Raw genomic sequence first — 13,779 nt, forward strand, 5'->3', positions numbered from 1 at the left:
TGTGTGAATGGACACGCAATTCTCACCAAGAAGTGTGGCGAGAAATGCGCGCCAGGTACTGGGAGAAATACCCGACACTGATACAATAGCCGCATTTCAAACCTCCCCGCTGCGTTTGGCGGGGCAGGCCGCTTCCAAAGATAAGGGGTTTTGGGGAGTAATCCGATGCATAAACTGCTCCGGTACCGTATAGCGCCCAAGCTGTTGGCACTGCTGCTGTGTGCGCTGGTCCTGCCGGCCCAGGCCCGGGTGATACCGGACCTGTATGAGGTGGTGGAGGCGGTGCCGAGCCGCGGCGCTACCGACCGCGCGGCCGCAAGCAGCCGCGGGCTGGCGCGGGTGTTCGTGCGCGTGACCGGCGACGCCGCCATCGGCAGCAATCCCCAGCTGCGGCCGCTGCTGGAACAGGCCCAGCAGTATGTGCAGGGCTACCGCTACGCCAGCGAGGACAACCAGCTCTACCTGCACCTCTCCTTCGATCCCCAGGCCGTATCCGAACAGGTGCATAAGCTGGGGTTGCCCATGTGGCCGAACAACCGCCCCGGCACCCTGGTGTGGATGGCAGTGGATACGCTGCAGGGCGGCCGCAGCGCCCTGACCGAGGCGCAATACCCGGAACTCTACGCAGCGCTGGATGCCATGGCCATGGAGCGGGGGCTACCGGTGGATTTCCCGGTCATGGACCTGAACGACCAGCGCAACATGCCGTTGGGCAACCTGTGGGCCCTGGACGAGCAGGCTGCCGAGCGCGCCGGCGTGCGCTACCGCCCGGATGCCACGCTGATGGGGCGCCTGCTGGAGGCCTCCGGCCAGCGCTGGCAGGCCAGCTGGCTGCTGATTCACGGCGGTCGCAGCTACGCCTTCGATGCCAGCGGCAGCTCCCTGGAGGAAGTGGCCCTGCGCGGTATCGACGAGGCCGCCGACCTGCTGGCGCAGCGCTACGCGGTGCGCACGGATGGCGGCAGCGGCCAGTTGAGTGCTGTGGTTGTCGAGCTCTCCGGCGTCGACAGCTTCGCCGACTACACACAGGCCTCCGCCTACCTGCAGGGCCTGGCCCAGGTCAGCAGCGCCGACCTGCTGTCCGTCGACAGCGACCGTATGCGCTTTGCCCTGACCACCTCCGTGCCCCTGCAGAATCTGCGCGACGCCCTGGCGCTGAACCGCAAGCTGGAGGCCCAGGCGGAGCGGGATCCCATCGACCTGACCGGCTACCGCGCCCCCCATGGCAGTGCGGAAAACCCCCTGCGCTACCGCTGGCACTGAGATGACTAACGAAAAAGGTGTACCGCAGCAGCTGCCGCTGGGCGTTTCCCTGCGGGACGATGCCACCTTTGACAACTTCTATCTTTCCGGGTCGGACCCCAACCGCCAGGTGGTGGCCCTGCTGCAGGCCTTTGCCAGCGGGGAGAATCCCGAGCCGGTGATTTACCTCTGGGGCGAGGCCGGCAGCGGCGTCAGCCACCTGTTGCAGTCGGTGTGCCAGAGCACCGAGGCCAGCGGCCGCTCATTCCAGTACCTGCCCCTGGCCGATTTGCTGGGAAAGGGGCTGGAGAAGGAGCTGGCGATGGATCCGGCAGTGATACTGGACGGCCTTGAACAGCTGGAGTTGGTGTGTATCGACGACCTGCACCTGCTGGAGGGGCATCCCCAGTGGCAGACGGCGCTTTTCCACCTGTACAACCGGGTCAAGGATAGCGGGCGCCAACTGCTGCTGGGTGCGCGCAAGTCACCCCGCGGCCTGGAAATCGACCTGGCCGACCTGCGCTCGCGGCTGCAGTGGGCGCTGGTGTTCCAGCTGCAGCCCCTCAGCGACAGTGACAAGCTGGCCGCCCTGCGCCGGCGCAGCCGCCTGCGCGGCTTCGACCTGCCGGAGGACGTGGCCCAGTACATACTCCACCGCGCCCCCCGCGATACCCGCGCCCTGTTCCTGTGCCTGGAGCAGCTGGACCGCGCCTCCCTGATGGCCCAGCGCAAGATCACCATTCCGTTCGTGAAGCAGGTTTTGGGGATTTGAGGCATAGAGGGTAGGAGCGGCCCATGGCCGCGATTGATCTATCGGGTTCCTGTGAGTCGTCCCCGAAAGCGGGCGCCTGGGCGGCCCTGCTGTCGGTGGCCGCCCGGGAAAAAGCCTCATCGGTCTGTTTGCCAGCCGCAGGCGCTTATCCCGGACGGCCTCCGGCAGCAGGGCCTTCGCATCGGACTTCAGTACTCTTTCCCGGCCGTAGGGTGGATAAGCGCTAAGCGCATCCACCAGACAACGGCACCGGAGCGTTGGGCTTCGTGGAGCTCAGCCCAACCTACGCCCAACCCACTCACCACTGTCACAGCCGCAGTATCTGCCGATACTGCGCCACTGCCACCTCAAATTCCGTGTGATCCTGCAGGTAGAGCCGCAATGCGTCCGCCGCATCCGGTTCGCCGTGCACCAGTTGGATGGGAGTGCCGGGCTTGAGGTCAGACTGCTGCAGCCAGTCGGCCAGGTCCCGGTAGTCGGCGTGGGCGGAGAGGCCGTCCAGCATCTCGATGCGCGCCTTGCAGGGGACATAGTCGCCGTGAATCTTCACCGTCCTGTGCCCCGCCATCAGGTGGGCGCCGCGAGTGCCGCCGGCCTGGAAGCCGGTGAACAGCAGGGTGGTGCGGTGGTCCGGCAGCAGGCGTTTCATATGGTGCAGTATGCGCCCGCCGGTGGCCATGCCGCTGCCGGCGATGACGATATGGGGGTAGCGAAGCTCCTCCAGCGCCTTGGATTCCTCGACCCTGTGGGTATAGGTTATGCCCCGGCCCATGCGCCGGCAGTCGACCTCGCCGAGGCGGTGCTGTTCGGCGTAGCGGCAGTAGATATCGGACACATCTATGGCCATGGGGCTGTCGAGGAAGATACCGAGTTTGGGGATCTCCCCGCGGTCCATCAGGGTCACCAGCATATGCTGGAGCGTCTGCGCGCGGCCCACGGCGAAACTGGGAATCAGTAGTACGCCGCCGCGGTTCGCCGTCTCGTTGACGATATCCGCCAGCTGCTGCCAGATATCGATATCCGGGTGGCGGCGGTCGCCGTAGGTGGATTCCATCAGCAGCAGGTCCAGTTCCGGCAGCGGTTGCGGCGGGTACATCAGGATATCGTCCGGCCGGCCCACGTCGCCGGAAAAGCCCACTCGTCTATTTTCCGCCTCCAGCACTGCGCTGCCGGCGCCGAGGATATGGCCGGCGGATTGCAGCCGGGCGCGCCCCCCTTTGATGGAAACCGTCTCATCGAACTCCAGTGGCCGGAACAATTCCAGGCAGCGCTCCGCCGTTTCGGCGTCGTACAGGGGTTCCGGGTGCGCGTGCTTGCCGAGCTTGTGGCGGGCGTAGAAGCGCGCATCCTCCTCCAGTATCTGCCCGCTGTCCGGCAGCATGATGGCACAGAGGTCGCGGGTGGCCCTGTGGCAGTAGACGGGGCCGCGGTAGCCCAGTTGGTAGATGCGGGGGATATAGCCGGAGTGATCCAGGTGGGCGTGGGTCAGCACTATGGCGTCCAGCCCGTCGATATCGAACAGCGGCGCCTCCCAGTTGCGCTCGCGCAGCCACTTGTAACCCTGGAAGAGGCCGCAGTCCACCAGGATGCGGGCATCGCCGGACTCGAGCAGGAACTTGGAGCCGGTGACCGTCTCGGTGCCGCCGAGGAAAACGATATTCATGAGTTTCCAACCTCCAGCAGGTCGCGGTTCTGGAGCTAGTAATCCTTCGCTTTCCCGGAGGGGCCCCCGACAACGGGGGCCTTGCTGTGTGCCGGCCGAAAGCTCGATACCGTTCGGCCTTGCGCCACCTATCCGCCGTCAACTCCTGTTTGAATCGCGCAGCTGCCACAATATTAACTATTGAATTGTGGCAGCTGCGGCGCGCACGGCATTTTTTGATTCTGAGAATTACCAGTCCAGAGGCATTGTTATGCAAAATTTTCATAACATTCTGTATGTCAGCCATGCCACCGGCGACGAGAGCGCGGGGTTGCTGCAGGCGCTCGCTGTGGCGCGCAACAACCACGCGGCAGTCAAGGTGTTGGTGGTGTGCCCGGCGATCCCGGAGGAATTCGAAGAATTCAGCCAGGTCTGCATGGAGGCATTGACCGCGCGGGTGCGGGAGGCTGTGGATGCGGTGCGCGGTAGGCTGAAGCTTGGGGAGGGCGAGCTGGACCTGGAGGTAGAGGCGGATTGCGGCAGCCGGCCGGCGGAGCGGGTGATTCACCGGGTGCTCGGCGAGGACTACGACCTGGTGATCAAGAATGTCGAGGGCCGCACCCGGCGCGCCGGCTTCAAGGCCATGGACATGGAGCTGCTGCGCAAGTGCCCCTGCCCGGTGTGGCTGTGTCGCCCGATCGAGAACTCGCACAAGGACATCGACGTGGCGGTGGCGGTGGATCCCGATTGTGAGGAGGCGAGCGCCTACGACCTGGCGATCCGACTGCTGCGGTGGTCGCGGGCGCTGGCGGACACCTGCAGCGGCGAACTGCATATCATCTCCTGCTGGGATTACGATGTGGACGAGTACCTGCGCCACAAGTTTCCCATCAGTGCCTCGGACGAGGAGCTGGACCGGGCCACCGAGGCGGCCATCTCCAGGCACAGGTCCAAGCTGGACGTGCTGATCCACGCCTCCGGTATCGGCGGCAAGCTGGACGTGAACCACACCATCGCCCGTCCGGACCGCTATATCCCGCTGCTGATCGAGGAGAGGAAGTTCGACATACTGGTGATGGGCACGGTGGGGCGCACCGGCATTCCCGGCTTTATCATGGGCAACACCGCGGAGAATATTTTGCAGAAGGTGAGCTGTTCGCTGTTGGCCCTGAAGCCGAGCGATTTCGTTTCTCCGGTGAAGGGGTAGCCTTGTAGGGCCTAAGGCGCCGTGAATACCTGGAGCGGCCGGTGGCCGCGATAGGCCCTTGCCACATCGCAAGGCCGATCGCGGCCATGGGCGGATGGCCGCCCCGCCGCTCCTAAAGAGGGAGATCCGGGGAGGCTATTGCTGCGCCTTCACCTCGGCAATCCACTCGTCCACCAGTTCCTCCAGCACATCCAGCGGCACGGCGCCGTTGGCCAGTATCACGTCGTGGAAGGCGCGGATGTCAAACTGGTCGCCGAGTTCCTTCCTGGCTTTCTCGCGCAGCTCGACGATCTTCAGCATGCCCACCTTGTAGGCGGTGGCCTGGCCGGGCATTACGATATAGCGCTCGATGGCCTTGACCACGTCACCCTCCGGGTTGGGTGTGTTCTGCTTCAGGTAATTGATGGCCTCCTCGCGGGTCCACTCCTTGCTGTGGATGCCGGTGTCCACCACCAGGCGGGCGGCGCGCCAGAGTTCCATCGCCAGGCGGCCGAAATCGGAGTAGGGGTCTTGGTAGAAGCCCATCTCCTTGGGCACCAGCTCCGAATAGAGGCCCCAGCCCTCGGTATAGGCGGTGTAGCCGCCGAACTTGCGGAACTTGGGGATGTCCTCCAGTTCCTGGGCGATGGACAGCTGCATATGGTGGCCGGGAATGCCCTCGTGGTAGGCCAGGGCCTCCATCTGGTAGATGGGCATGTCCGCCATGTTGTACAGGTTGGCGTAGTAGATACCCGGGCGCGAGCCGTCCGGTGCCGGGCGCTGGTAGAAGGCCTTGCCGGCGGACTTCTCGCGGAAGGGCTCAACCGCCTTCACGATCAGGTCCGCCTTGGGCTTGGTGATGAACAGCTCGTCCAGGCGGCCCTTCATGGTGTCGATGATCTCGGTGGCTTTCTCCAGGTACTGCTGCTTGCCGGCTTCGGTGTTCGGGTAGTAGAACTGGTCGTCGGTGCGCATGAATTCGAAGAATTCCTGCAGGCTGCCCTCGAAGCCGACCTTCTTCATGATCCCGCGCATCTCGTCGTGGATGCGCGCCACTTCCTTCAGGCCGATCTGGTGGATCTCGTCGGCAGTCATGTCGGTGGTGGTGTAGACCTGCAGGCGGAAGTCGTAGAAGTCGTCGCCGTTGGCGAGCTTCCAGGCGCCGTCGTCAGTGGTGGCGCGCTTCTCGAGTTTCTGCAGGTAGGCGATCAGTTTTTCGTAGGCCGGACCGGCGCTGCTGAGCAGGGCGGACCTGGCCTTGCCGATCAGCTGTTCCTTCTGCTCGTCGGGGATTTCCAGTTTTTCCACCTTGCCCTTGAAGTCGGCGAACAGGGTGCTGTCCTCGCCGTCGTCAAAGGGGGCGCCACTGATCAGGTTCTGGGCATCGCTGATCACGTAGGGGAATACGAACTTGGGCACTATGGTGCCGATCTCGGCGCGCGACTCCAGGTTTTCCTGCAGCTGTGCGAAATGTTCCGGCAGGGCATTCAGGCGCGCGATATAGGCCTCGGCATCGGAGACATTGTCGATGCGGTGCTGGTTGATCAGCAGCGAGGCTATGCCGGTATGCACGGCGTACATCTGGTTTACCGGGTAGTCGTGCAGGCGCCATTTGAAGCCCTCGATATCCTGCTCCAGGTTGCGCTTGGCCAGCTTCAGGCTCAGGCGGGTGGCGTCGTCCAGTTTGGCCGGGTCCAGCTTGTTCAGTTCGGCCAGCTGGCGCCGGTTGATGTCGTGGGTCTCCTGTTCGAACTCCGGCGACAGGTTATCCCACTTGTCGTAGTCCTCCTTCATGCCCAGGAAGGTTTTGAATTCCGGACTGCGGGACAGGTGTTCCTGGAAGAATTCCTCGAACATCTGGTTGGCCTGGGCGATGGCCGCTTCGTCGGCCTCTCCGGTAGCCTGGGGGGTGGTCTCGGTTGCCATCTCCGCAGTCTCGGTGGTGACCTCGGTCGCGCTCTGCTCCGGGGCCTTGGATTCCTGGCCGCGGTCACAACCTGTCATTACCAGCGCGCTTATGGCGGCGGCGAGCAGGGTGGGGTTTAACTTCATGATTGCTTTCCCGACGGATTTGTTTTTTGTTTGATGGTAACTGCTCGCCCCCGGTTGCCTGTCCTGTAAGAGAGGCCGGGGCGGCCCTGCTGCCGGTGGCCGCCTGGCAAAAAACCTCATCGGTAAATATTTGCCAGGCGGCCACCGGCATCAGGGCCTTCGTATCGAGCTCTGGCATTCTTTTCCGGGTCCCGGGTCCCGGGTCCCAAGTGGGCGAATAGTCACCGCTGGTGTTCCGTATGCAAAAAAGCGGGCACAGGGCCCGCTTTTCGAGATCGACTTCTATCAGGCGAAGTTCTGGTTCACGAAGTCCCAGTTCACCAGGTTCCAGAAGGCCTCCAGGTACTTCGGCCGCAGGTTGCGGTAGTCGATGTAGTAGGCGTGCTCCCAGACGTCGCAGGTCAGCAGGGCGGTCTGGTCCGACTCGGTCAGCGGGGTGCCGGCGTTGGAGGTGTTGACGATGGCCACTGAGCCGTCGCCCTTCTTGACCAGCCAGGTCCAGCCGGAACCGAAGTTGTTTACGGCGCTGGTGCTGAACTCTTCCTTGAACTTGTCGAAGGAGCCGAAGGCCTTGTCGATGGCCTCGGCGACCGCTCCGCTGGGCGCGCCGCCGCCGTTGGGGCTCAGGCAGTTCCAATAGAAGGTGTGGTTCCACACCTGCGCAGCATTGTTGAACACACCACCGGAGGAGGACTTGATCACCTCTTCCAGGGATTTGTCGGCGTCGGGGGTGCCTTCCAGCAGGCCGTTCAGCTTGTCCACATAGGTCTTGTGGTGCTTGCCGTAGTGGTACTCCAGGGTTTCCTCGGAGATGTGCGGTTCCAGGGCATTCTTCGCGTAGGGGAGTTCGGGCAGTTCGAAAGCCATGGTGTCTTCCTTCCTTTGTCTCGGGTTATTGGTGGGGGCATTCTACACGCGCGGCATGTCAGAATTAAGCCGGCGTAGGTGATGAATAGGACGTATTGGGGTCTAATTCCGCAAACGCAAGCAGCCTAGTAGAAACTTGTTGAATTCTCGGTCCATTTGCTGCAAAAACAGTCTAACGGGGTCGGGGAGCGGCAGTTGGCGCCTCGGGGCTCCCGCCTGCTAGGCTTTAGGCGGAGTCGCTTACTTTTTCGTCAGTTTTTGGGTTAAACTGCCGCTGAATTCGACCTATCACCGGCCCGGCGTGCAACAGAGACCCACGCCGGCCAAGTAAACATATCGGGTATTTTCAAACATGCAACGCAGAGAGCCCACACTGGACGGCAGCGCCGCCATTGAGCCGCAACTGGACACCAGGCCGATCGGCCGCAGCCCGCGCCCCCCGGAGCCCGCAGCGACCGCGGAGGAGCGCAGTGGCGGTTTCCCGGTACTGGCCCTTTTTGCGCTGATCCTGGCCCTGGCCGGCCTCGGCGCGGCGGCCTTCCTGTACCAGCAGTGGCAGGCCAGCCGGGTACAACTGGTCGACGCGGAGGCCCGCATCGTCGAGCTGGAGAAGCGCTTCGAGATGTCGGACGAGGAGTCCTCGGCCTCGGTTGAGGTGCTGAACGCCAAGGTCAAGGAGAACGCCTCCGAGATCCGCAAGCTGTGGGGCGTGTCCTACGACACCAACCGCAAGAACATCGAGGCGAACAAGATCGCCGCGGCCGCGAACAAGAAGGAGCTGGCGTCCCTGGCCGGCAAGGTCAACGGCCTGAGCGGCAGCGTGCAGAAGATTGCCGCGGTGGAATCCGCCCTGGCAGAGCTGCGCAAGAGCAATACCGAGAGTCAGCGAGAAACCGCCGACAAGCTGGCGCGACTGGAGCGTCAGCTGGCGTCAGTGCGCAGCGATCTGACCGCCCGCGTGGGCGCCAACGAGGAGGCGGTGGAGTCCATCGACGCCTACCGCCGCTCGGTGAACAAGGACCTGGTGCAGCTGCGCGACGCCATCCGCAGCCTGCAGTCCGGCGGCACCACGGCCTCGTCCTCCCTGTAAAGCCACTGGGCCAGATCGTGTAGGGGCGGACCTTGTGTTCGCCCTTGCCTGTTTGGGGCATCTGAGCCCGTAGGTTGGACTTCGCGGAGCTCAGCCCAACCTACACTCTGATTCATCATTCATTCATCATTCCGCTTCCCCGCCAATAACCCCACAAATCGTGTAAAATCGCCCGCCTCGAGACGTTAACCCCAAACCTTAACCGAGGCCGGAAATGACCACTATCCGCCAGGATGACCTGATCGACAGCGTCGCCGACGCGCTGCAATTCATCTCCTACTACCACCCGCAGGACTTCATCCAGGCCCTGCACAAGGCCTACGAGAAGGAGGCCAACCCGGCGGCCAGGGACGCCATGGCGCAGATACTGATCAACTCGCGCATGTGCGCCCAGGGCCACCGCCCCATTTGCCAGGACACGGGTATCGTGACCGTGAAGATGAAAGTGGGCATGAAGGTCCGGTGGGACGCGGAGATGAGCGTGACCGATATGGTCAACGAGGGCGTGCGCCGCGCCTATATGCATCCGGACAATGTGCTGCGCGCCTCCATCCTCGCGGACCCGGACGGCGCCCGCAAGAACACCGGCGACAACACCCCGGCGGTGATCCACTACGAAATCGTGCCCGGCGACACCGTCGAGGTGTATGTCGCGGCCAAGGGCGGCGGCTCCGAGGCCAAGAGCAAGTTCGCGATGCTGAACCCGTCCGACTCGGTGGTCGACTGGGTGCTGAAGATGGTCCCGCAGATGGGCGCCGGCTGGTGCCCGCCGGGCATGCTGGGCATCGGCATCGGCGGCACCGCCGAGAAGGCGATGCTGCTGGCGAAGGAGTCACTTTTGGACCCGATCGATATCCAGGACCTGCAGGAGCGCGGCGCTTCCAACCGCGCCGAGGAGCTGCGCCTGGAACTGTACGACAAGGTCAACAAGCTGGGCATCGGCGCCCAGGGCCTGGGCGGCCTGACTACGGTGCTGGACGTGAAGGTCAGGGACTACCCGACCCACGCCGCCAACAAGGCGGTGGCCATCATCCCCAACTGCGCCGCCACCCGCCACGCCCACTTCACCCTGGACGGCTCGGGTCCGGCGCGGCAGACACCGCCGAAGCTGGAGGACTGGCCGGAGGTTGCGCGCGAGGCGGGCGGCAACACCCGCCGTGTGAACCTGGACGAGGTGACCCGCGAGGACGTGCTCAGCTGGCAGCCGGGTGAGACCCTGCTGCTGAACGGCAAGATGCTGACCGGCCGCGATGCCGCGCACAAGAAGATGGTGGATATCCTCGCCGGGGGCGAGAAGCTGCCGGTGGACCTGTCCGGCCGCTTTATCTACTACGTGGGGCCGGTGGATCCGGTGCGCGAGGAGGTGGTGGGCCCGGCCGGCCCCACCACCGCCACGCGCATGGACAAGTTCACCCGCACCATGCTGGAGGAGACCGGCCTCTTGGGCATGATCGGCAAGGCCGAGCGCGGCCCGGTGGCGATCGAGGCCATCCGCGACAACAAGGCGGTCTACCTGATGGCCGTCGGTGGCGCCGCCTACCTGGTGGCCCAGGCGATCAAGGACGCGAGGGTCGTGGCCTTCCCGGAGCTGGGCATGGAGGCCATCTACGAGTTCGACGTGGAGGATATGCCGGTGACCGTGGCCGTGGACAGCCAGGGCGAATCGGTACACCAGACCGGGCCGCTGATCTGGAAGGCGAAGATCGAGGAGGGAGCGGTTTAAACGCTTTCCGCAATTGATCTGGAGCGTGGTTTAATCACTTCCCCTTAATCGATCTGTAGGGGCGAACCTTGTGTTCGCCCTGCGGAGGTAGAGAAAATCCCTGCGCCTGACGTTAAGGCCCTGATGCCGGTGGCCGTCCGGAAAATGTTTGCCGATGAGGTTTTTTCCGGACGGTCACCGGTAGCAGGGCCGCCACGAAACCCGCTACAGAGCCCCAGCCTCCAGTGCCTTCCCGGCCCAGGGCGAACACAAGGTTCGCCCCTACACGGCCAGCGCCGTAGGGTGCGCCGTGGCAGATAACTGCTCCATGCGTGATCTGCATGACTGCCATCCATGGCGGCCTCGCACCGCGGGATGCTCGATCAGCCCTGCTGCAACTCCGCCAACATCAACTCCCGGATCACCGGCACAGGTGCACTGCCGTAGCTGAGGAATTGCGCGTGGAATTCCTTCAGGTCGAAGTCGTCGCCGAGTTTTTCCTTCATCTCTTCGCGCAGCGCCATTTGCCCATGGCCTCGGCCTTCTACTGGGAGGCGTTCCTCACCATCAGTTCCATGGCCCGCTCCTCGTCGATGCCTTTCACCTGTACCTCATAGTCGAGGGTGGTGTTGGTCACCGTGTGCAGGTTCCACTTGTAGTACACCAGCCGCAGTTCCGGCGAGTGTATTTGCGCGACAACTCCATGTGCCGTTTTTAGCACTCTGTCCCATTACCTGGCGCCAAAACCGCATAAAATGTGTTTTTGGTCGGTGCGCTTGTTTCCTCCAGAGGCGGCGGGTAGAGTTGGGCCCAGCTCAAAACAGTCCATAATAAACAAAATTTTTTTGAGGACTTTCCCATGACCACTCACATGACAGAACTGGCCCAACAAGAATGTGAAGCCTGCCGCGCCGATGCACCGCTGGTCAGTGATGAGGAGCTCCCGGAGCTGCTGCGGCAGATACCCGACTGGACTCCGGTCACCCGCGACGGGATCATGCAGCTGGAACGGGTCTTCAAGTTCCGCAACTTCAAGCAGGCACTGGCGTTTACCAACCGCGTGGGTGCCATCGCGGAGGAAGTCGGTCACCACCCGGCGCTATTGACCGAGTGGGGCAAGGTCACCGTGACCTGGTGGAGCCACGAGGCCAAGGGGCTGCACAAGAACGACTTCATCATGGCCGCGCGCACCGACCAGCAAATCGAGGCGGAGTAGCCGGGAATTTTTGACTGGCAGCCCGCCTCTACCTGATTGGCGGCCCCGATTGAGATCGCGGCCGCCCGACTGGACGCGTGTAGCCCGACAGGCTGCGTGCTCGGGATTGAAATAACACGGGGCTGCCATGTTAAGAATGAAGTCTACCTGTGAGCGCTGCAATGCCTCGCTGGGGCTAACCGACCAGGCCTATATCTGTTCTTTTGAATGTACATTCTGTCCCTCCTGCGCGGAGCAGCTGGAGCAGCGCTGCCCCAACTGTCAGGGCCAGTTGTTGCTGCGCCCCATCCGCAGCCGCTCCCCCACCGAGGGGGCGCCACAGCGATTCAGGGCCAAACTCGAAAAACTGTTGCGTTGACAGGTTACCTCTAAGATAAGGAGCCGAACCGTGTCCGAATATTTTTCCACCATCCTGTGGCGAAGAAACGGCCAGAATTTTACCGACAATAAATACAGCCGCGGCCACCTGTGGGAGTTTGACGGCGGCCTGCAGGTGCCCGCCTCCTCGTCCCCGCATATAGTGCCGCTGCCTTGGTCCGTGGCGGAAAATGTCGACCCGGAGGAGGCCTTCGTCGCCTCCCTGTCCAGCTGTCATATGCTGTTTTTCCTCGCCATCGCCGCCAAGCGCGGATTCGTGGTGGAGGAGTACCGGGACGAGGCGATCGGGGTAATGGAAAAGAACGAAGATGGAAAAATGGCCATGACCCGGGTGACGCTGCGCCCGCGCATAGAATTCTCCGGCGACAAGAGACCCAGCCGCGAGCAACTGGAGAAGATGCACCACCAGTCCCACGAGCAGTGCTTTATCGCCAATTCGGTCAGGACTGAGGTGGTGACGGAGATTCTGTAATCGTTGAAGGACGGGCGAACCTTGTGTTCGCACTGCGGGTATCTGAAGCCGGAGTTCTGTAGAGAGGCTGGTGGCGGCCCTGCTGCCGGTGACCCTTTGCGGGACACGCCGTGAATACATCCCTGTAGGCTTGTCCGCGAGGTCCCTCTCGCGAACAGTCCCGCAAAGGGCTACCGGCATCAGGGCCTTCGCATCGCTTTCGTCGGTTTAACCTAATCCCTGCTGGGCGAACACAAGGTTCGCCCCTACGGACTGGCCCCGGAGGTTGCCGGATCGGCCCCGCGGGTTGCCCACAGCAGGAATTCGCGGTTGCCGTCACCGCCTTTGATCGGGCTCTCGATATATTCCCTCACCTCCAGCCCCAATTCCCGGCACAGGCCGGTGATCTTTTCCTGTACCTGCGGGTAGAGCCCGGCGTCCCGCACCAGGCCGCCCTTACCGATACCCTCTGGGCCCACCTCGAACTGGGGCTTTACCAGGCTCAGCAACTGGCCGCCCGGGCGAATCAGTGCGGGCAGGCGCGGCAGTATCAGCGTCTGGGAGATAAAGGACACGTCCATCACTATCGCATCGAAACCCGAGTCTCCGTAGGGCGCCAACTGCGAGGCTGTGAGGTTGCGGGCGTTGACACCCTCGAACAGCCGCATGCGCGGGTCGTCGCGCAGTTTCTGCGCCAGCTGGTCGCGCCCCACATCCACACCCACTACCAGCTCGGCGCCGCGCTGCAGCAGGCAGTCACTGAAACCGCCGGTGGAACAACCCACGTCCAGGGCCTGCCAGCCGCGCGGGTCCAGGCCTGTGCGGTCCAGCATCGCCGCCAGTTTGAGGCCTGCCCGGGACACGTAGCGGTCCTCCGGCAGCGGCTCCACCCTGAGTTCCCAGTCCTCGCCCACCGCCTGGCCCGCCTTCTGCGCTGGCTGCCAGGCGCCGCCGCTGGACAGCATCACCCGGCCCGCATCCACCAGCTTCTTGGCGTGGGTGCGGGAGTTGGCCAGGTTGCGTTGTACTAACAATAGGTCCAGGCGTGTCATTAATGGCACTATAGTTCTAAAGATGTGGTGGGTGAATCGGGTGCCATGCTAACCTCTGGCCCCTTTGGGGGAAACCTGAATCCGTGACTTCGGGTTGAGGCTCTATTCTTTAGGAAGGAGGTCGGTGGC

General features: G+C 63.2%; 13 protein-coding genes. 8 read left to right on the forward strand and 5 right to left on the reverse strand.

Features of this window, described 5'->3' with window-relative positions:
- The first annotated feature begins 165 nt into the window (after window positions 1-165).
- Both AC6R19_RS17445 and hda read left to right on the forward strand, forming a co-directional pair.
- The gene (locus AC6R19_RS17445) at window positions 166-1,263 is read left to right on the forward strand and encodes a DUF2066 domain-containing protein (RefSeq protein WP_500581125.1); all 1,098 of its coding nucleotides are present in this window, start codon (window positions 166-168) and stop codon (window positions 1,261-1,263) included.
- Between the two features lies 1 nt (window position 1,264).
- Window positions 1,265-2,014 (forward strand): DnaA regulatory inactivator Hda, encoded by a 750-nt coding sequence (hda, locus tag AC6R19_RS17450; protein ID WP_500581126.1) that lies wholly within the window; start codon window positions 1,265-1,267, stop codon window positions 2,012-2,014.
- A gap of 307 nt (window positions 2,015-2,321) precedes the next feature.
- On the opposite strand, the gene AC6R19_RS17455 is transcribed toward hda, so the two are convergent.
- Window positions 2,322-3,677, reverse strand: coding sequence for an MBL fold metallo-hydrolase RNA specificity domain-containing protein (locus AC6R19_RS17455; protein ID WP_500581127.1), 1,356 nt, complete (start codon window positions 3,675-3,677; stop codon window positions 2,322-2,324).
- Between the two features lie 250 nt (window positions 3,678-3,927).
- Between AC6R19_RS17455 and AC6R19_RS17460 the strand changes: the two genes are divergently transcribed.
- The gene (locus AC6R19_RS17460) at window positions 3,928-4,863 is read left to right on the forward strand and encodes a universal stress protein (protein WP_500581128.1); all 936 of its coding nucleotides are present in this window, start codon (window positions 3,928-3,930) and stop codon (window positions 4,861-4,863) included.
- A 135-nt stretch (window positions 4,864-4,998) separates the two neighbouring features.
- Here AC6R19_RS17460 and AC6R19_RS17465 read toward each other — a convergent pair whose 3' ends face one another.
- Together AC6R19_RS17465 and AC6R19_RS17470 are read right to left on the reverse strand one after the other, a co-directional pair.
- On the reverse strand, window positions 4,999-6,894 hold the full coding sequence (locus AC6R19_RS17465) for a DUF885 domain-containing protein (RefSeq protein ID WP_500581129.1): 1,896 nt from the start codon (window positions 6,892-6,894) through the stop codon (window positions 4,999-5,001).
- Between the two features lie 285 nt (window positions 6,895-7,179).
- A complete protein-coding gene (locus AC6R19_RS17470) occupies window positions 7,180-7,761 on the reverse strand; it encodes a superoxide dismutase (protein WP_500581130.1) in 582 nt (193 codons plus the stop codon).
- A gap of 352 nt (window positions 7,762-8,113) precedes the next feature.
- Between AC6R19_RS17470 and AC6R19_RS17475 the strand changes: the two genes are divergently transcribed.
- Both AC6R19_RS17475 and AC6R19_RS17480 read left to right on the forward strand, forming a co-directional pair.
- Window positions 8,114-8,851, forward strand: coding sequence for a hypothetical protein (locus AC6R19_RS17475; protein ID WP_500581131.1), 738 nt, complete (start codon window positions 8,114-8,116; stop codon window positions 8,849-8,851).
- Window positions 8,852-9,065: 214 nt separating this feature from the next.
- On the forward strand, window positions 9,066-10,574 hold the full coding sequence (locus AC6R19_RS17480) for a fumarate hydratase (protein ID WP_500581132.1): 1,509 nt from the start codon (window positions 9,066-9,068) through the stop codon (window positions 10,572-10,574).
- Window positions 10,575-10,936: 362 nt separating this feature from the next.
- On the opposite strand, the gene AC6R19_RS17485 is transcribed toward AC6R19_RS17480, so the two are convergent.
- On the reverse strand, window positions 10,937-11,077 hold the full coding sequence (locus AC6R19_RS17485; RefSeq protein WP_500581133.1) for a DUF885 family protein: 141 nt from the start codon (window positions 11,075-11,077) through the stop codon (window positions 10,937-10,939).
- Between the two features lie 335 nt (window positions 11,078-11,412).
- Between AC6R19_RS17485 and AC6R19_RS17490 the strand changes: the two genes are divergently transcribed.
- The 3 genes from AC6R19_RS17490 (at window position 11,413) to AC6R19_RS17500 (ending at window position 12,619) form a co-directional block, all read left to right on the forward strand.
- Window positions 11,413-11,769: a 4a-hydroxytetrahydrobiopterin dehydratase gene (locus tag AC6R19_RS17490; RefSeq protein WP_500581134.1), complete on the forward strand. Its 357-nt coding sequence runs from the start codon at window positions 11,413-11,415 to the stop codon at window positions 11,767-11,769.
- A 127-nt stretch (window positions 11,770-11,896) separates the two neighbouring features.
- Window positions 11,897-12,127 (forward strand): DUF1272 domain-containing protein, encoded by a 231-nt coding sequence (locus tag AC6R19_RS17495; protein WP_500581135.1) that lies wholly within the window; start codon window positions 11,897-11,899, stop codon window positions 12,125-12,127.
- A gap of 30 nt (window positions 12,128-12,157) precedes the next feature.
- Window positions 12,158-12,619 carry an OsmC family protein gene (locus tag AC6R19_RS17500; RefSeq protein WP_500581136.1) on the forward strand — a complete coding sequence of 154 codons (462 nt, stop codon included), beginning with the start codon at window positions 12,158-12,160 and terminating at the stop codon, window positions 12,617-12,619.
- 245 nt (window positions 12,620-12,864) lie between these two features.
- Here AC6R19_RS17500 and AC6R19_RS17505 read toward each other — a convergent pair whose 3' ends face one another.
- Window positions 12,865-13,650 carry a TlyA family RNA methyltransferase gene (locus AC6R19_RS17505; protein WP_500581137.1) on the reverse strand — a complete coding sequence of 262 codons (786 nt, stop codon included), beginning with the start codon at window positions 13,648-13,650 and terminating at the stop codon, window positions 12,865-12,867.
- Window positions 13,651-13,779: the final 129 nt, after the last annotated feature.

It is taken from the genome of Microbulbifer sp. SE14 (genome assembly GCF_059834885.1).